The following is a 17,096-nucleotide window of genomic DNA, read 5'->3' on the forward strand; positions in this document are numbered from 1 at the left end:
AGACGGTGTCGGGCTTGCCGTGCTCGGGGGGCAGCAGGCGCCAGGGCGCGCGGCCGCCACGGTGCTTGGTGGTGGCCCAGCGGAAGATGGCGTCGAGCCGCTCGCGTGGGGTGCAGTCGAGGGGTCGGCCGCGCTCGGCCATGCCGCAGCCCATGGCGGCGAGGATGGGGGCGAGGGCGGCCCATTCGGCATCGGTCATGGGCGCCCAGGGTCGGGGCGGGGTGAGGCAGGTGAGCGGGTCGAGGTAGATGCGGCGGAGGATGTCGTGGCGGGTGAGGAAGTCGGCGGGGAAGAGGCCGGCGGGGATGGGGTCGGGGCGGCGGGGCTTGCGGCGGAGGGGCATGGCGGGCGGCTCCCGTAGCAGTCCGCGAACATAACAGGAACGACGCCAAAATACAAGGCGCGGGGCTTCCGGGTCGTGCTGGCGGCGGCATACTCGGCGCCAAGACCGTTGCAGGCGCGCATGTTCGAGATCCGCGAAGACGACCTTTCCGGCGAGCCGACCCGGCGGCTGCTGGCCCTCCATCTGGCCGGGATGCATGCCAATTCGCCGCCCGGGAGCGTTCATGCCCTCGACCTGTCGGGGCTGACGGCGCCGGAGGTGACGGTCTGGTCGGCCTGGCAGGGCGATGCCATCGCCGGGATCGGGGCGCTCAAGCTACTCGGCGACGGGACGGGCGAGGTGAAGTCCATGCGGACCCATCCCGACCATCTGCGCCGGGGCGTGGCGGCCGCGCTGCTCGAGCACATCATCGGCGAGGCGCTGGCGCAGGGCCTCGCGCAACTCAGCCTGGAGACGGGGACGGGGCCGGTCTTCGAGCCGGCGCTCGCGCTGTACCGGCGGCGGGGCTTCGTGAACGGCGAGGTCTTCGGCGGCTATCAGGTGAGCTCGTTCAATCAATTCCTCCACCTGGCGCTTCGAGCGTAGTCTCTGAAACTGCTTGGGAATGGCGGGGGTGCATGGTCCCCAGGTCAACCGCTTCGGCCTTGGAATCTCCTAAACCCGCCCGGTCGCGGTCCAGCGCGCCACGCCCGGCTTGCCATTCCGTCGGGCCTGCCCCGCGGCCCGGTCCCAGTCATAGGCGACGGCGTGCAGCGCGGCGGACCATATTCCGCCCGGCTCGCGGGTGACCACCGCGTAGCGGGCGTGGGGTGCCCCGGCCTCGATCGCATGTGGAACCGGATCGTCATCCGTGTAGGCGGGCATCCCGATGCTACCGGGATTCACCACGGTCACGTCGCCGACCCGCACCATGCGCGGCATGTGCGTGTGGCCGCACAGCACGAGGCGCGCGGAGCCGATGCCCGCCAGCCTCGACCGGATCGCATCGTCGGAGGCGAGGACTGCCCGGCCACTCGCCACGTCATCAAGCAGGTAATCGAGATCGCCCCCCGCAGGACTGCCGTGACAGGCGAATACTTCGCCATCCGCGAGCCGCAGCGTCGCAGGCAGGGTTGCGATCCAGGCCATGTGAGCGGCCGACAGCAGCGGGCGGGCGAAGGCGACGGAGCCACTGGAGTCGTCGCCCTCCAAAAGGTTGCGCTCGTGGTTGCCGGCCAAGGTCGGGCATCCCAGGGCGATTTGCGCATCGGCGCTGCCTGCGGGATCGAAGGGCCCGGTGGCCAAGTCGCCCAGGTTGACGACGAGGTCGGGCGCCTGCCGGTGCAGGTCAGACAACACGGCTTCCAAAGCGAGCAGATTGCCGTGGGCGTCGGCGAGGACCGCGATGCGCATCGGCATGAACTCCGTTCAGGATACGATGCCATCGGAGGCGCGGGTCGGGCCCGCGCATGAGGGGTGGGGGTGGCGGCCCCTCCCCTCACCCGGCGCGGCGGGCGTCCTTGTAGCGGGTCTTGAGGTCGGCCTTCCACAGCTTGCCGGTCGCGGTGTGGGGCAGGCTCTCGACGAACTCGACCGCGTCGGGAATCCACCACTTCGCCACCTTGCCCTCGTAGAAGGCGAGGATCTCCTCGGCCGTCGGGGTGGCGCCGGGCTTGGGCTGGACCAACAGCAGCGGGCGCTCGTCCCATTTCGGGTGGGCCATGGCGATGACGGCCGCCTCCTGCACTGCGGGGTGGCCCATAATCAGATTCTCCAGGGTGATGGAGCTGATCCACTCGCCGCCGGACTTGATGACGTCCTTGGCGCGGTCGACGATCTCGATGCAGCCGAGCTCGTCCACCGTCACCACGTCGCCGGTACGGAACCAGCCATCCTCGGTGAAGGCCGCATCGCCGGGGCGGTTGAAGTACTGGCCGGCGACCCAGGGGCCGCGGACCTCCAGCTCGCCGAAGGCCACGCCGTCATGGGCGATCTCCTGGCCCTGGCCGTCGCGGATGCGGATCTCGATGCCGAAGAGGGGACGGCCCTGCTTGCGGGCATAGTCGAGGAAACGGTCGGCGTCCCAATCGGCATTCTCGGGCTTGCGGGCATTGGTGGTGCCGAGGGGGCTCGTCTCGGTCATGCCCCAGGCATGGAGGATGGGGACGCGGTATTCCTTGAGGAAGCCGGCGTTGATGGCGGTCGGCAGCGCGGTGCCGCCAACGACGAGGCGGGGTGGGTTGGCGAAGCGGCGGGAGGGGTCGGCGCGGAGCCAGTTCAGCAGCGCGGTCCAGATCGTAGGGACGCCCGCCGAAAAGGTGACGCCTTCCTCCTCAATGAGACGGTGGAGGCTGGCGGGGTCCAGCTTCGGTCCGGGGAGGACGAGGGAGGCGCCGGCGGCGGCGCTGGAATAGGGAATACCCCAGGCATTGACGTGGAACATCGGCACCACCGGCATCACCACATCCTGCGCGCCGATGTTGAAGCAGTCCTTCTGCAGGGTGCTGATGGCGTGGATCACCGTCGAGCGGTGGGAGTAGAGCACGCCCTTCGGCTCGCCGGTGGTGCCGGAGGTGTAGCAGAGCGAGGAGGCACTGCGCTCGTCGAGCTCGGGCCAGGGGAAGGTCGTTGGCTGGCCGGCGATGAGGCTCTCCTGGGCGAGCAGCTCGCAGCGGCCGCGGAGGGGGCATTCGGCGGGAAGGTCGGCGTCCGTCCCCATGACGATGACGGTGTGGAGGCTGGCGGGGAGCTTGTCGGCCAGGGCCTCGGCGCCGGCGAGCAGGGTCGGGTCCACCAGCAGGTGGGTGTCCTCGGCATCGGCGAGGATATAGGCGATCTGGGCGGGGAAAAGGCGCGGGTTCACTGTGTGCAGGACGGCGCCCATGGCCGAGATGGCGTAATAGGCCTCAAGGTGGCGGTGCTCGTTCCAGGCGAGGGTCGCGATGCGGTCGCCGCGCTTGACGCCGCGGGCCGTGAGGGCATGGGCGAGCTGGGCGGCGCGGGCGGCGATCTCGGACCAGGTATGGCGGACGAGGGTGCCGTCGGGGCGAGCGGAGACGACCTTGGCACCCTGGTGGTGGCGGGCGGCGTGCTCCAGCAGGCTCGAGATCAGCAGCGGTCGGTCCTGCATCAGGCCCAGCATCGTGGTCGTCTCCCCTTGGTTGCTTGGGGGAGACTATCGACGGTGCCGGTGCCCTGGTGCAAGCCGAGGGTTCAGATCCTCCCCGACCACATGTCGCCCATGAAGCGGTCCTGCACCATGCTCGGGAAGCGGATGCAGGCGCTGGCGGGGTAGTGGGTCAGCTCGCCGAACCAGGGCTTGCCGCCGGCGAGGTAGAGGTCGACCCGGACGAAGTCGAAATCCTCGCCGAGGCGGGACGCGATGGCGGCGAGCTGCCGGGCCTCGGGCGGCGGGGTGTAGGGGACGGGGCCGCGCCAGCCGCCGCCCATGAAAGGTAGCGGGCGGAGGTCGTCCGGCGTGTAGAAGCGGTAGCCGTACTGCTCCGTGCCGCGGTCGAGATGGATGGAGAGCAGCCGCGCGCGGCCGCGGAAGACGTAGAATTTGAAGTCTTCCGGCACGCCGCTCGGGCGGTCGCCCGCGATGAGGGACTCAGCCAGCAGACGGTGGGGGAGGTTGTAGTAGCCCCACTCGCCGGTGCGCTTGTAGTGGTCCTCGACGAGCCAGGAATTTGCCTCGCGGATGGCGGAGGCGCGGTCGAGCGTCGCCTTGTCGCGGACAAGAAGGTTCATCTGCCAGCCATGGGCACCCTTCAGCGCGAACTGGTTGGGGAGGTCGTCCCAGACGATGTCTTCGGCGCGGTCCCAGATGCCGTGGAGGGGGATCAGGAGGTCGGCGCAGCCCTTCGAGGCCACGTAGTCGCGGGCGGTGACCTTGTCCGTCGTCAGCGGGATCAGCGGGTTGCGGTCGTTGAGGATTTTCCAGGCGACGTGCTCGTTGAAGGTCCGCGGGTGCCGGAGGTTCGGCGTGTAGCCCAGCGCGGCCTCCATGCGCCGGGCGAGGCGGCGCGCCGCGCGGGGGCGGTCGAGGAAGGGTAGCGCATCGGCGGCGCGGCGGAGGGTGGCAGGGATGGTCTGACGCAATCCTTCAACGGCCGCGCGGGCTGGGGCAGCGATTTCCGCCGGGCCGAGCGGGCGTTCGGCCTGCAGTCCGGCGGGGTGGAGCATTGCGGACATCGACGCACCTTGGTTCTAACCGGACACTAATCCTCAGGACGCGGGCCGGGCAGTCTCTTTATTGGAAATGTCCTGGAATTTATCGGCATTGCACAGGTGACATGTCGTCAATCCGCGTTACGCCGCATTTCATTCTATGGACAAGACGGGCCTCGGCACCACGGCCTTCAAAGTATGTATGACGGTTTCGGATAGTTCCGATGTTACATGGATGTCATCTCTGGGTAGAATCACTCCGCTTTGATATCGGCCTGGCGGATGAGACGGCCCCATAGCTCGGTCTCGCGAGCGAGGAGGCCGGAGAGCGCCGCGGCGTCGCCGGTGGTGAGCGCCACGCCCTGCTGGGCGAGGCGGGCGCGGAGATCGGCATCCTCCGTGGCGGCGCGGAGCGCAGTGCCGAGGCGGGCGAGGATGGGGGCGGGTGTGCCGGCGGGGGCGAAGAGACCTTGCCAGAAGACGGCATCGAAGCCGGGGAGCGTGTCGGCAACGGGTGGGATGTCGGGGAGCAGCGGCTCGCGGCTGGCGGAGGAGATGGCGAGGCCGCGGGTGGCGCCGTCCTGAAGCGCGGGCAGGGCCTCGAGGACGGCCTGGAACATCGCCCCGATGCGGCCGGCGCGGAGGTCGATCAGCGCGGGGGCGCCGCCGCGATAGGGGACGTGGGTGACGTCGATGCCGGCGCGCTGGGCGAAGAGGGCGAGGGCCAAGTGGTTCACCGCGCCGGTGCCGCTGCTGCCAAAATTGAGCTTGCCGGGATTGGCGCGGCACCAGGCGATCAGCTCGGCGGTGGTCTTCGCCGGCACGCTCGGATGGACGTGGAGGACGAAGGCGCTGCGGAAGACCATGCCGATGGGGGCGAGCTCGCGCATCGGCTCGCGCGGGGTGAGGTTCGGCTGGAGGCCGGGGTTGATGGCGAGCGAGGAGGTGCCCATCAGCAGGGTATAGCCGTCGGGCCGGGCCTGGGCCGCTGCGGTGTTGGCGACGGCGGTTGCGCCGCCGACGCGGTTCTCGAGCACGACGGGGACGCCGAGTTCGCGCGAGAGGCGTTCGGCGACGGCGCGGGAGGTGACGTCGGTGACGCCGCCCGGGGCATAGCCGGAATAGACGGCGATGGGGCGGGCGGGGAAGGCATCCTGGGCGCATGCGAGGCGTGGGGCGAGCAGCAGGGGCAGGGCCAGCAGGGTGCGGCGGTCCGGCATCGTTTCCTCCATGGTTGAGCGGAAGCTGCGACGGCGGGGGCGGGCTGGCAAGGGACATGGGGATGTCATCGTTCCATCATCCGTCTGTCACGGGGCATTGGTAGAGGCGCGGCAAGCCTGAACGGAAGAGACCCCCGATGCTCACTCGCCGCCACATCGCCGGCCTCCTGGCCAGCGCCGCCCTGCTGCCTGTCGCCGCGCGCGCCGCGCGCCGGACCCTCGATGCCGATGTGGCGATGCCGCAGGCGGGCGAACGCGCCTGGAAGGCGCAGGTGCCGGTGCTGCGGATCGGCCTTCTCGGCGGCGAGAACGAGAGCGACCGGCTGGGGCGGTTCGGCGCCTACCAGAAGCTGCTGGAGGAGACCTTCAAGCTCCCGGTGCGGCTCTTCCCGGCCTCCGACTATGCGGGCGTGCTCCAGGCCTTCGGCGCGGGGCAGATCGAGGTGGCCTCGATGGGCCCCTCCGGCTATGCGGGCGCCTGGCTCGACACCAATGGCGGCGTCGAGCCGCTGCTGGTGCCGGAGGAGAAGGACGGGTCCATCTCCTATGTCTCGGTGCTGGTGGTGCGGGCCGATAGCGGCGTCACCTCGCTCGAGCAGATGCGCGGGAAGTCGATGGCCTGGGCGGACCCGAACTCGACTTCGGGCTACCTCATTCCGCGCTTCGCGCTGCGGAAGGCGGGGATCGGCGTTGAGAGCGGGCAGTATTTCAGCCGCACGGGCTTCGCCGGCGGGCATGAGCAGGGCGTCGTCGCGGTGCTGCAGAAGCAGTATGACGGGGCGATGACCTGGGCCTCGGGCCAGGGCGACGTGGCACAGGGCTATTCCCGCGGCAACCTGCGGGCGATGGTGGAGAAGGGCATGCTGAACATGTCCGAGCTTCGCATCATCTGGACCTCGGAGCCGATCATCAACGGGCCGCTGACGGTGCGCACGGCGCTGCCGGCGGGGTTCAAGGAAGACATGACGGCCTTCCACCTGGCGCTGCCGAAGAGCCATCCGCAGGTCTACGAGCAGATCGAGCGCGGCGGCGGGACCGGCTACCGCGAGGTGACGCATGCGCAGTTCCAGTTCCTCGTGGACATGCGGCGCGAGGAGGCGAACGAGCGGCGGCGGCGATCCTGACGGGGGGCCGGGCCATGGGCCTGACCGCGGGGTTGCGGCCGGTGGCGGCGCTGGCCCAGGATGACGCGGCCTGGACGGGTGCGCGCGGCATGCTGGAATTGCAGGGGCTGACCCGGCGCTTCGGCGCAACGGTCGCCGTCGACCATGTGGATCTCGAGGTGCCGGCCGGGCAGATGGTCGGCATCATCGGGCGCTCGGGCGCGGGCAAGTCCACGCTGCTGCGGATGATCAACCGGCTGCAGGAGCCTTCCGGCGGGCGGATCCTCTCGGGGGGGCGGGATGTGACGGCGCTTCAGGGGCGGGCGCTCAGGGAGTGGCGGCGCGACTGCGCCATGGTGTTCCAGCAGTTCAACCTCGTCCAACGCCTCGATGTGCTGACCAATGTGCTGATCGGGCGGCTCGCCTGGCAGCGCGGCTGGCGGGCGGCGATGGTGCTGGTGGGGGGGCGCTTCACCGCAGAGGAGCGGGCGATGGCGCTGGCGGCGCTCGACCGGTTCGGGCTGGCCGAGACGGCCTTGCAGCGGGCGGAGACCTTGTCGGGCGGGCAGCAGCAGCGGGTGGCGCTCTGCCGCGCCCTGTTGCAGCAGCCGCGGCTGGTGCTGGCGGACGAGCCGATCGCCTCGCTCGACCCGCGCAACGCGCAGCTGGTGATGGATGCGCTGCGCGACGTGAACCAGCGGGACGGGCTAAGCGTGCTGGTCAACCTGCATCATCTCGATACGGCGCGGGAGTATTGCGACCGGATCGTCGCCATGCAGGCGGGGAAGATTGTCTTCGACGGGACGCCGGCGGCGCTGACGGCGGAGCGGGTGCGGTCGATCTACGGCATCACCGAGCAGGAATTCGCGGCCGAGGCGGAAGCGCGGCGGGCTGCCGAGCGTGCCCCGGCCCCTCTGGCGGTGGCATAGTCCGGGTTTCCTGGACGGAGCTCCCCGATGCTGACGCGACGCGCTGCCCTGGCCGGCTTCATCGCCGCCCCCCTGCTTCCCTGCCCTGCCCTGGCGCAGCGGCGGTCGGTGGATGCGGGGCTCGAATTCCCTGCCGCCGGGGCGCGGGCGTGGAAGGCGCAGCTGCCGCAGCTTCGCGTCGGGCTGCTCGGCGGGGAGAACGAGGCGGACCGGCTGGGGCGGTTCGATGCCTACCGGGCGCTGCTGGAGCGGACCTTCGAGCTGCCCGTCAGGCTGTTTCCGGCGAGCGACTATGCGGGGGTGATCCAGGCCTTCGGGGCGAAACAGCTCGACATCGCCAACATGTCGCCGGCGGCCTATGCGGGGGCCTGGCTCGACACCAATGGCGGCGTCGAGCCGCTGGTGACGACGGAGGAGGCGGACGGCTCTGTCTCCTATGTCGCGGTGATGCTGGTCAGGGCCGATAGCGGGATCGCCTCGATCGAGGGGATGCGGGGCAAGGCGATGGCCTGGTCGGACCCGAACTCGGCCAGCGGCTACCTCATCCCGCGCTTCTCGCTCAGGCGGCAGGGGATCAATCCGGAGCAGTTCTTCGGGCGGACGGGATTCGCGGGCGGGCACGAGCAGGCGGTGGTGGCCGTGCTGCAGCGTCAATACGACGCGGCGGTGACTTGGGCCTCCGGCCAGGGGGATGAGGCGCAGGGCTTCACCCGCGGGGCGCTCAGGGCGATGGTCGAGAAGGGGCTGGTCGACATGAAGCAGCTCCGCGTCATCTGGCGGTCGGACCCGATCATCAACGGGCCGCAGACCACGCGCACCGAGCTGCCGGCGGCGTTCAAGGAGGACATGAAGCTCTTCCACCTGGCGCTGCCGAAGGCGCATCCGGACATCTACCGGCAGATCGAGCGCGGCGGCGGGGCGGGCTACCGCGAGGTCTCGGCGGCCGACTACCAGTTCATGATTGACATGCGGCGGCAGGAGGCGGCGGAACGCCGGCGGCGCAACTGATCCCATCCGTCATCCTCCAGGGCGAGGCCGCATACCAGGCGGCGCGGCGGCAGAAGTGGCGGGCGACGCTGCTGGGGCTCGTCATCCTTGCCGCCTGCCTGCTGGCTTCGGCGCGGGTCAGCGAGGCCTATCCCTCGACGCTGCTCGCTGGGCTGCCGCGGATCGGCGAGTATTTCGGCCGCATCATGCCGGGGCTGCGCTGGGATGCGCTGCTCGGCGGCGTGGAGACGGAGGGCAGCCTCGCCTTCTGGATGTACCGGCTGGACAGCTGGGGCTGGCTGCTCTTCGAGACCGCGAACATGGCGGCGCTGGCGACGCTGATGGGGGCGGGCGCGGCGCTGCTGATGGCCTTCCCGGCGGCGCGCAACCTCGGTGCGGGGCGGGTGGTGAACCCCTTGGCGCGGCGGCTGCTGGAGGCGATGCGGACGGTGCCCGAGATCGTCTATGCGCTGATCTTCGTCTGGGCCTTCGGCGTCGGCGCGCTGGCGGGCATCCTCGCCATCGCCGTGCATACCGCGGGCGCCTGCGGCAAGCTCTTCGCGGAGAGCATCGAGAATACCGGGCTCGGCGCCTGGGACGGGGTGCGTTCGGCGGGCGGGAGCTGGGCGCAGGCCTGCCGCTTCGCCGTGCTGCCGCAGGTGGCGCCGAGCCTGCTCAGCTATGCGCTGCTGCGCTTCGAGATCAACCTGCGCTCGGCGAGCGTCATCGGCTTCGTCGGCGCGGGCGGGATCGGCGAGGAGCTCTACAAGGTGATCGCCTTCAACTACTACGAGGAGATCAGCGCCATCCTGCTGCTCATCATCCTCGCGGTCTTCGCCATCGACCTGCTCTCGGAGCGGCTGCGGCACCGGGTGATCGGGGCGATGCGATGAGCGCGGCGGATGTGGCGGCGTGGCGGGCGCGCATCCCCGGGGCCTTCGGCGGCGGCGCGCGCGGGCGGGTTCTAGCGGTCGTGGGGTGGGCGGCCTTCCTGCTCTGGCTCGGCTGGGTGCTCTGGCATTTCGACGTGACGCCGCGGCGGCTGTGGAACGGGCTGTCGGGGCTGGCGACGATCCTCAGGCTGATGGTACCGCCCTCGCCGGGGGAGTTGTGGGTCGATATTCTGCAGGGCCTGGCGGAGAGTGTCGCCATGGCCTTCCTCGGCACCTTCGTCGCGGCGCTGGTCGCGCTGCCGCTCGGCTTCCTCGGCGCGGGGAATGTCGTCACCAACACACTGTTCCGCTTCTCGCTGCGGCGGGTCTTCGACGGGTTCCGGGGGGTGGACCAGCTCATCTGGGCGCTGGCCTTCGTGCGGGCCGTGGGGCTCGGGCCGCTGGCGGGGGTGCTGGCGATCGCCACGGCCGATGTGGCGGTGCTCGCCAAGCTGAATGCCGAGGCGATCGAGAATGCCGAGCGGCGGCAGGTGGAGGGCATCACCGCGGCGGGGGGTGGATGGTTCGCGCGGCTGCGCTTCGGTCTGCTGCCGCAGGTGCTGCCGGTGATGCTGGCGCAGGCGCTCTATTTCTTCGAGAGCAACACGCGCTCGGCGGCGATCCTCGGCGTAGTGGGCGCGGGGGGGATCGGGCTGCAGATCTCGGAGCGCATCCGAGTGCGGCACTGGGACGAGGTGGCCTTCATCATCCTGCTGATGGTGGCGACGGTCGCTGCGATCGACTGGGTCTCGGCGCGGCTCAGGCGGCGGCTGATCGGCGGCTGACCCGCCGCCGCCAGGCGGGCGCTACTGGTTGCGCGGGTCGTCGGCGGGGTTCACGTAACGGATGCCCTGCGGGCCCATGCCGTGGAGCTGAAGCTCGGTGTCCTCAGTGAACCAGGCGTAGTGGGTCATCCCCTTGGCGACGAAGGAGTAGCCGCCCGCGGCCACCCGCTCGCCCCGGCTCTCGTCCAGCCGGTCGCCGGTACCGACGTTGAAACTGCCGGACAGGACGGTGACGTTCTCATCATTCGGATGGGTGTGGGCGGGGATGCGGAAGCCGGCGGGCACGCGCAGGCGGACAACGTACATGCCCTCCTTCGACGGGTCGCCGTGCAGGACGGCGAGCTGCGCGCCGCGGGCATAGGCGGGCGGCGCCGTCCAGCGCAGCGCGTTGGGCTGCACCGTGGCATGCGGCGAATGGCCGTGCCCGCCTTGCGCCCCGCTATGCGCTGCGCCCTGGGCCTGGGCGGCGAGCGGCGCCACCGCGGCTGCCAGCGCGGCGACTGCAAATTCGCGTTTCCTCATTGCTTACCCTCCCCGCGGTCGTGATCGGGCCGGGGGCAGCCGGGCTGCCGCCGGCATTGCCCCGCGACAAGTTACAATTAGACAATCCGTCGACGGAGACGAATGACCGGGCGGCCGGATGATCTAGCCGGGCGTCCGGCTTGGTGGCGGAGCTCGGCCGATGGACCCGCTCTCGGATGTGCTGCGATCCGTAAGGCTGACCGGCGGCCTTTTCGTCGAGGCCCATTTCACGGCGCCCTGGTGCGTGACCGCGCAGGTGCCGCCCGGACTCTGGGCCGAGCTGCTGGCCGCGCCGTCCGATCTGATCGCTTACCACGTGGTGCTCGAGGGGGAGATGCGGGTCGGCCTCGCGGATGCGCCGGACCTCCTCGTCCAGGCCGGAGAGGTGGTGCTGTTCCCGCGCAACGACGGGCACGAGCTGTCGAGCGGGCCGGGGCTCGCGCCCGTCCGGGCGGATGCGCTGCTGCAGCCGGCGGCGGAGGGCAGCCTGCTGCGCATCCGCCATGGCGGCGGCGGCGTGGCGACGCATCTCGTCTGCGGCTTCCTCGGCAGCGAAGGAGCGGCCAACCCGCTGATTGCCAGCCTCCCGCCGGTGCTGCGGCTCGACTTGCGGCAGAGCGCGGCCTGGGGCTGGGTCGAGGCCTCGGTGCGCTTCGCCGCGGCCGAGCTGGCGGCGGGGCGCCTGCCGACCTCGGATGTGGTGTCGCGGCTGGCGGAGACGCTGCTGCTCGAGGCGGTGCGGCGCTACCTCGCCTCGCCTGGGCCGGCGGGGCCGGGCTGGCTGCGGGGGCTTGGCGACCCCTGCATCGGCCGGGCGCTCGGGTTGATCCATGGTGACATCACCATGCGCTGGTCGGTCGCCGGCCTGGCGCGGGCGGTGGGCATGTCGCGCAGTGCCTTCGTCGAGCGGTTCTGCGCGCTGCTCGGCATGCCGCCGATGCGCTACCTGGCCGCGTGGCGACTGCACCGGGCCGGGCAGGAGTTGCGCGAGAGCGGACGGACCGTCGGGCAGGTGACGCATGCGGTGGGCTATGCCTCGGAGGAGGCGTTCAGCCGCGCCTTCAAGCGGCATCACGGCCTCTCGCCGCGCGAGTGGCGGCAGCAGCGCCTGCCTCAATGACTCGGCGGCTTTACGGGCCGGGCGGGTTCGTGCTGGAAGCGGGGCGAATCTCGTCAAGGGAACGCCGCCCATGCCCATCCCGCGCCGCCTGCTGCTGGGCGCCCCTGCCCTGCTCGCAGCACCCGCCATCGCCCAGGCGCCCTGGCCGGAGCGGCCGTTGCGGCTGGTCGTCCCCTTTCCAGGGGGGTCGACGCCGGATATCGCGGGGCGGGCAGTGGCGGCGCATTTCGGGCAGGTGCTGGGGCAGCCTTGCGTGGTCGACAACCGGCCGGGGGCGGGCGGGAATATCGGCACGGAGACGGTGGCGAAGGCGGCGGATGGGCACACCATCGGCGTCTCGATCAACGGGCCGCTGACGACGGCGCCGGCGCTCTATCCGAACCTGCCCTACGATCCGGTGCGGGATCTGGCGCCGGTCTCGCTGCTGATGCGGGGAGCGCAGCTGCTGGTCGTCCGGGCGGATCTGGCGGTGAAGGATCTCGGCGAATTCCTGGCGAAGGTGAAGGCGGAGCCGGGGAAGTATTCCTTCGGCTCGGTGGGCTCGGGCTCGGGCGGGCATCTCGCCATGATGGACCTGTTGGCGCGGGCGGGCGGGGAGATGCTGCATGTGCCCTATCGCGGCTTTCCGCCGGCGGTGATCGACCTCGTCGCGGGGCGGATCGACGCGATGGTCATCATCGCGGCCGGCATCCTGCCGCAGTTGCGGGAGAGCCAAGTGCGGGCGCTGGCGGTGACGGCGGAGGCGCGGATTCGCCAGGCGCCGGAGGTGCCGACGCTGGCGGAGGCGGGAATCGCGGATGCGGCGAGCTATGCCTGGATCGGGCTGATCGCGCCGGCCTCGACGCCGGGCGAGCGGGTAGCGCGGCTCTCGGCCGAGGCGCAGCGGGCGCTGGCGGTGCCGGAGGCGCGGACGGCGCTGGAGGCGGCGGGGTTCGAGGTGGTGGCGAGTTCGCCGGAGGCGATGCGCGAGTACATGGCGGCCGAGGCGGCGCGCTGGGGCGGGCTGATCCGGCGGCTGGGGATCAGGGCGGAGGCCTGATCCCCTTCCTCGCTCAGGCGGCGCCGGGGCGGGTGCGCCAGAGGCTGAGCGCGATGGAGCCGCCGATGATGCTGCCGGTCAGCAGCAACGCCCATTCGACCGGCACCGCCTTGCCGCCCGCCCACCAGTTCGCCAGCATCTTCGCGCCGACGATCATCAGCACGACCGAGAGCCCGTGCTTCAGGTAGCGGAAGCGATGGATGATGCCTGAGAGGGCGAAGTACATCGCGCGCAGGCCAAGGATGGCGAAGACGTTCGCCGTGTAGACGATGAACGGGTCGGTGGTGACAGCGAAGATCGCCGGGATGCTGTCGAGGGCGAAGACGAGGTCGGTGAGTTCCACCAGAATCAGCACCAGGGCGAGGGGCGTCAGCATCCACTTGCCCGCCTCGCGCACGGTGAAGGCGCTGCCACGGAAGCCGTTGCTCACGGGCAGGTGGCGCTGCAGAAAGCGCAGGACGGGGTTGTCGCGCGGGTCGCCCTCCGGCGCGTTGACGGATTGCAGCATCTTCCAGCCGCTGAAGACGAGGAAGAGGCCGAAGACGACCATCAGCCAGTCGAATTCGCGGAGCAGGCTGGTGCCGAGCAGGATCATCGCCGCGCGCATCGCCAGCGCCCCGAGGATGCCCCAGAACAGCACGCGGTGCTGGTAGGCGGCGGGGACGCCGAATTTGGCGAAGATCAGCACGAAGACGAAGATGTTGTCGACCGAGAGCGACCACTCGATGACATAGCCCGTCAGGAATTCGAGGGCGCGGACCTGGCGGCCTTCCTCCGGCCCGTAGCTTGTCCAGAGCCAGGCGAAGAAGCCGAGGGCGAGGGCGACATAGGCCGCGGATTTCCAGAGCGCCGTGCGCACCGGCACCGCGACGGGCTGGCCGTCCGGGTCCTTGCGGGAGAGGACGCCGAGATCGAGCAGCAGAAGGCCAAGAATGGCCAGGTTGAACCATACCCAGAACCAGATGGACGGCTCCATTGCCGGTGAGCTCCTCACTGGCGCGACGGGCTGGCCTTGCGGAAATCGACGGGCCCGATCGCGCGACGTTGCACGCGATCCGACATCGCACACCCGGCAGCGGGCTCGAGGGCCAGCGGCCGGGCGGCCAGAGGGGCCCGGATCGGAACCGATATGACCAATATGGAAAGGGATGTCAAGCCTGTTGTCATGGGCCTGCCGCCACGCCATCTCCGCGTTTGCTCTATGGGGGCCGGGGCAGTAGTGTCCCGCCCGGTCAGGGCTGCCAAGCGCGGCCACCAACAAAGGGTTATCGGGGCGTCACATGGGTTCCTTCAGCATCTGGCACTGGCTCATCGTGCTGCTGGTCGTGCTTCTGCTCTTCGGCAGCGGCAAGATCAGCACCCTCATGGGCGACCTCGCCACGGGCATCAAATCCTTCAAGAAGAACATGAAGGAGGAGGATGACGCCTCGCTCGCCGAGGGCGCGCCGCCGGCGCCGGGCACGCATCCGACCGGGACGATCCAGGGTCCGGCCGCGACGACGACGCCGCACGCCTCCACCACCACGACGACGAGCCGCCCGGCGGCCTGATGACGGAACTGGCCGAGGCCACGGCGGCGATCATCGCTGCCGGGCAGCGGCTGGACCGCTTCGGTTGGGTTCCGGCGACGGCCGGGAACATCTCGGTCCGGCTGCGGGACGGGACGGTGGCGATCACCCGCTCCGGCGGGCACAAGGGCTTCCTCGGGGCCGACGGGGTGATCCGCGTCGGCCTAGACGGGCGGCCGCTGCGCAAGGGCGACCGGCCCTCCGCCGAGACGGGGCTGCATTGCGGCATCTACCGGCGCTTCCCGGAGGCGGGAGCGGTGCTGCACGGGCATTCGGTGCCGGTGACGGTGCTGTCGCGGCGTCTGGGTGGGAGCATCCGGCTCGAAGGCTATGAGTTGCTGAAGGCCTTTCCGGGCCTCGCCACGCATCAGGCGTCCGTCGGTCTCCCAATCTTCGATAATGACCAGGACATTCCACGACTGCAAGGCGTGGTCGAGGCGCGATGGGCCGAGGACGGCACGGTCCTCCCTGGGTATCTGCTGCGCGGCCATGGTATCTATGTCTGGGGCGTCGACATGCCGCAGGCGCTGATGCGGCTGGAGGCGGTCGAATTCATGCTCCGCTGCGAGCTGGAAGCAAGGAGGCTGTCATGAGCCGTCTGACGGTGTGGGAGGCCGAGGGTGGCCGCGAGCTGCTGAAGACCGAGGATGCGGCAGGGATTGCCGAGGCGTTGCGCGGCATCGGCGTGCGCTTCGAGCGATGGGAGGGCGTGAGCCTCCCCGAGGGCGCTACCAACGAGCAGATCCTCGAAGCCTACCGCCCGCATCTCGACGCGCTGATGGGCGCGACGGGCGCGGGCAGCGCGGATGTGGTGGCGCTGACGCCCGACCATCCGCAGGCGCAGGCGATGCGCGAGAAATTCCTCAACGAGCATATCCATACCGAGGACGAGGTGCGCTTCTTCGTCCGTGGCGCCGGGCATTTCGTCATGCATGTCGACGGCAAGGTCTGGGATGCGCGCTGCGAACAGGGCGACCTGATCAGCGTGCCGGCCAATACCCGCCACTGGTTCGACGCGGGCGAGCGGCCGGATTTCTGCGCGCTGCGGGTCTTCACCGATCCCTCTGGCTGGGTGGCGCAGTTCACTGGCACCGACATGGCGCAGCGCTTCCCCGTTGCCGCCTGAGGCCGTGCCGCCGCGGGTGGTGCTGACGGATATCGAAGGCACCACCACCGCCATCGCCTTCGTCAAGGAGGTGCTGTTTCCCTTCGCGGCCGAGGCGCTGGAGGGGTTCCTCGCCGCGCATGGCGCGGAGCCAGCCGTGGCGGCGATCCTCGATGAGGTGCGGGCGGCGGAGCCGGGGCGGGAGCCGGCCGAGGTGTTGCGCGCGTGGATGGCGGCGGATGCGAAGGTGACGCCGCTCAAAGCGCTGCAGGGGCTGATCTGGCGGCAGGGCTATGCGGATGGGCGGCTCAAGGGGCATCTCTGGCCGGATGTGGCGGGGTGCTTGCGGGCCTGGGCGGCGGGCGGCATCCGGCTCGCGGTCTATTCCTCGGGCTCGGAGGAGGCGCAGCGGCTGATCTTCGGGCATTCCGTCGCGGGCGACCTGGTACCGCTGTTCGGCGGCTTCTTCGACACGCGGGTCGGGGGGAAGCGGGAGCGCGCGAGCTACGACGCCATCGCCAGGGCGCTCGGGGTGGCGCCGGGCGAGGTGCTCTTCCTCTCCGATGTCGCGGAGGAGCTGGATGCGGCGGTGGCGGCTGGGATGCAGGGATGCCAGCTCGTCCGACCGGATGACGGGACCGTCGCCGCCGGGCGGCATGCGGAGGCGCGGGACTTCCCCGAGGTGGCGCGGCGGTTCGGGCTGCCGACTCACAGCCAGGCCGGCTGATCCGTCCCCTGCCCGGCGAAGCGCCGCGGCAGGATGAGGCCGGCGGAGCGCATCAGCCGGCCTAGGCCTTCCAGCGAGGCGAGCGCGAATTCGGCGCCCTGGCGCGGCAGCAGACCGGCTTGCAGCGTGGCGCGGGCGCGGGCGGGCAGGCCGGCCTGGGCCTCCGCGGCGGCGCAGAGCAGGCGCTGCTCGTCGCGCGAGAGATAAGGGCAGCAGGCGCAGCGGATATCGACCTGCCAGCGGGCGCTGCGGGCGATGACGCGCAGCAGGTGGTCGATGGAGAGCGCCGCGTCGGGGATGCCGGGGCCCGCCATCAGCCGCCCCAGCCGGGGCAGCGGGCTCTCGCCATGGCGCACGGCGTCGAGCCAGTCCCGGAGCGCGGTGAGGATGAGGGTCTCGGATGGCCAGAGATCGGCCATGGCCTGGGGGGTGCTGGCGTAGCTGGCGGCGGGGAGTCGGATATGGCCCACGACGGCCTCCCTATGCAGGCTGTTCCCGGCCGCATAGATGCGAATGACTCGCAATGTCAATTAGGTACAGGAGACACGCCTGTGGCCGCCCTGCCCT

At 70.6% G+C, this 17,096-nt stretch carries 19 protein-coding genes and 1 pseudogene; 12 read left to right on the forward strand and 8 right to left on the reverse strand.

Annotation, left to right across the window (positions count from 1 at the left end; genetic code table 11):
* Window positions 1-343: pseudogene (locus EP26_RS39015) on the reverse strand (hypothetical protein); the annotation flags it as partial.
* 120 nt (window positions 344-463) lie between these two features.
* Here EP26_RS39015 and EP26_RS06405 point away from each other — a divergent pair.
* Complete coding sequence (locus EP26_RS06405; protein WP_043337139.1) at window positions 464-928, forward strand: GNAT family N-acetyltransferase; 465 nt, start codon at window positions 464-466, stop codon at window positions 926-928.
* Window positions 929-997: 69 nt separating this feature from the next.
* Here the strand turns inward: EP26_RS06405 and EP26_RS06410 are convergent, their stop codons facing one another.
* The 4 genes from EP26_RS06410 to EP26_RS06425 form a co-directional block, all read right to left on the reverse strand.
* Window positions 998-1,735, reverse strand: a complete 738-nt coding sequence (locus tag EP26_RS06410; RefSeq protein WP_043337343.1) for a metallophosphoesterase family protein — start codon at window positions 1,733-1,735, stop codon at window positions 998-1,000.
* Between the two features lie 85 nt (window positions 1,736-1,820).
* Window positions 1,821-3,464, reverse strand: coding sequence for a long-chain fatty acid--CoA ligase (locus EP26_RS06415; protein ID WP_043337142.1), 1,644 nt, complete (start codon window positions 3,462-3,464; stop codon window positions 1,821-1,823).
* 71 nt (window positions 3,465-3,535) lie between these two features.
* Window positions 3,536-4,516 (reverse strand): ATP-grasp fold amidoligase family protein, encoded by a 981-nt coding sequence (locus EP26_RS06420; protein WP_043337144.1) that lies wholly within the window; start codon window positions 4,514-4,516, stop codon window positions 3,536-3,538.
* A 230-nt stretch (window positions 4,517-4,746) separates the two neighbouring features.
* On the reverse strand, window positions 4,747-5,712 hold the full coding sequence (locus EP26_RS06425; protein ID WP_052388871.1) for a Bug family tripartite tricarboxylate transporter substrate binding protein: 966 nt from the start codon (window positions 5,710-5,712) through the stop codon (window positions 4,747-4,749).
* A gap of 137 nt (window positions 5,713-5,849) precedes the next feature.
* Here EP26_RS06425 and phnD (EP26_RS06430) point away from each other — a divergent pair, with 137 nt between their 5' ends.
* The 5 genes from phnD (EP26_RS06430) (at window position 5,850) to phnE (EP26_RS06450) (ending at window position 10,448) form a co-directional block, all read left to right on the forward strand.
* The gene (gene phnD, locus EP26_RS06430; RefSeq protein WP_052388872.1) at window positions 5,850-6,836 is read left to right on the forward strand and encodes a phosphate/phosphite/phosphonate ABC transporter substrate-binding protein; all 987 of its coding nucleotides are present in this window, start codon (window positions 5,850-5,852) and stop codon (window positions 6,834-6,836) included.
* Between the two features lie 14 nt (window positions 6,837-6,850).
* Window positions 6,851-7,744, forward strand: coding sequence for a phosphonate ABC transporter ATP-binding protein (gene phnC / locus EP26_RS06435; RefSeq protein ID WP_245624305.1), 894 nt, complete (start codon window positions 6,851-6,853; stop codon window positions 7,742-7,744).
* Between the two features lie 27 nt (window positions 7,745-7,771).
* The gene (gene phnD, locus EP26_RS06440; protein WP_052388873.1) at window positions 7,772-8,752 is read left to right on the forward strand and encodes a phosphate/phosphite/phosphonate ABC transporter substrate-binding protein; all 981 of its coding nucleotides are present in this window, start codon (window positions 7,772-7,774) and stop codon (window positions 8,750-8,752) included.
* Window positions 8,753-8,823: 71 nt separating this feature from the next.
* Complete coding sequence (gene phnE, locus EP26_RS06445; protein WP_281177070.1) at window positions 8,824-9,624, forward strand: phosphonate ABC transporter, permease protein PhnE; 801 nt, start codon at window positions 8,824-8,826, stop codon at window positions 9,622-9,624.
* On the forward strand, window positions 9,621-10,448 hold the full coding sequence (phnE, locus tag EP26_RS06450; RefSeq protein WP_043337149.1) for a phosphonate ABC transporter, permease protein PhnE: 828 nt from the start codon (window positions 9,621-9,623) through the stop codon (window positions 10,446-10,448). The genes phnE (EP26_RS06445) and phnE (EP26_RS06450) overlap by 4 nt, the downstream gene beginning before the upstream one ends.
* Before the next feature lie 21 nt (window positions 10,449-10,469).
* On the opposite strand, the gene EP26_RS06455 is transcribed toward phnE (EP26_RS06450), so the two are convergent.
* The gene (locus EP26_RS06455; RefSeq protein ID WP_043337151.1) at window positions 10,470-10,970 is read right to left on the reverse strand and encodes a cupin domain-containing protein; all 501 of its coding nucleotides are present in this window, start codon (window positions 10,968-10,970) and stop codon (window positions 10,470-10,472) included.
* A gap of 160 nt (window positions 10,971-11,130) precedes the next feature.
* Here EP26_RS06455 and EP26_RS06460 point away from each other — a divergent pair, with 160 nt between their 5' ends.
* Entirely contained in the window at window positions 11,131-12,090 is a 960-nt protein-coding gene (locus EP26_RS06460) for an AraC family transcriptional regulator (protein ID WP_043337153.1), read from the forward strand.
* A 70-nt stretch (window positions 12,091-12,160) separates the two neighbouring features.
* Window positions 12,161-13,129 carry a Bug family tripartite tricarboxylate transporter substrate binding protein gene (locus tag EP26_RS06465; RefSeq protein WP_043337155.1) on the forward strand — a complete coding sequence of 323 codons (969 nt, stop codon included), beginning with the start codon at window positions 12,161-12,163 and terminating at the stop codon, window positions 13,127-13,129.
* A gap of 13 nt (window positions 13,130-13,142) precedes the next feature.
* Here the strand turns inward: EP26_RS06465 and EP26_RS06470 are convergent, their stop codons facing one another.
* On the reverse strand, window positions 13,143-14,105 hold the full coding sequence (locus EP26_RS06470; protein ID WP_043337157.1) for a TerC family protein: 963 nt from the start codon (window positions 14,103-14,105) through the stop codon (window positions 13,143-13,145).
* A gap of 304 nt (window positions 14,106-14,409) precedes the next feature.
* Here EP26_RS06470 and EP26_RS06475 point away from each other — a divergent pair, with 304 nt between their 5' ends.
* From EP26_RS06475 to mtnC, 4 genes are read left to right on the forward strand one after another with little or no spacing between them, the layout of a single operon-like run.
* Window positions 14,410-14,679, forward strand: a complete 270-nt coding sequence (locus EP26_RS06475; RefSeq protein WP_043337160.1) for a twin-arginine translocase TatA/TatE family subunit — start codon at window positions 14,410-14,412, stop codon at window positions 14,677-14,679.
* Window positions 14,679-15,290, forward strand: coding sequence for a methylthioribulose 1-phosphate dehydratase (locus tag EP26_RS06480; RefSeq protein ID WP_043337162.1), 612 nt, complete (start codon window positions 14,679-14,681; stop codon window positions 15,288-15,290). The genes EP26_RS06475 and EP26_RS06480 overlap by 1 nt, the downstream gene beginning before the upstream one ends.
* Window positions 15,287-15,823 carry a 1,2-dihydroxy-3-keto-5-methylthiopentene dioxygenase gene (locus tag EP26_RS06485; RefSeq protein ID WP_043337166.1) on the forward strand — a complete coding sequence of 179 codons (537 nt, stop codon included), beginning with the start codon at window positions 15,287-15,289 and terminating at the stop codon, window positions 15,821-15,823. The genes EP26_RS06480 and EP26_RS06485 overlap by 4 nt, the downstream gene beginning before the upstream one ends.
* On the forward strand, window positions 15,813-16,529 hold the full coding sequence (gene mtnC / locus EP26_RS06490; protein WP_043337168.1) for an acireductone synthase: 717 nt from the start codon (window positions 15,813-15,815) through the stop codon (window positions 16,527-16,529). The genes EP26_RS06485 and mtnC overlap by 11 nt, the downstream gene beginning before the upstream one ends.
* Here the strand turns inward: mtnC and EP26_RS06495 are convergent.
* On the reverse strand, window positions 16,511-16,999 hold the full coding sequence (locus tag EP26_RS06495; protein WP_043337169.1) for a hypothetical protein: 489 nt from the start codon (window positions 16,997-16,999) through the stop codon (window positions 16,511-16,513). The two genes, mtnC and EP26_RS06495, sit on opposite strands and share 19 nt — an antisense overlap.
* Between the last annotated feature and the right edge of the window lie 97 nt (window positions 17,000-17,096).

It is taken from the genome of Belnapia moabensis DSM 16746 (assembly GCF_000745835.1).
In the GTDB taxonomy this organism is placed as follows: Bacteria; Pseudomonadota; Alphaproteobacteria; order Acetobacterales; family Acetobacteraceae; genus Belnapia; species Belnapia moabensis.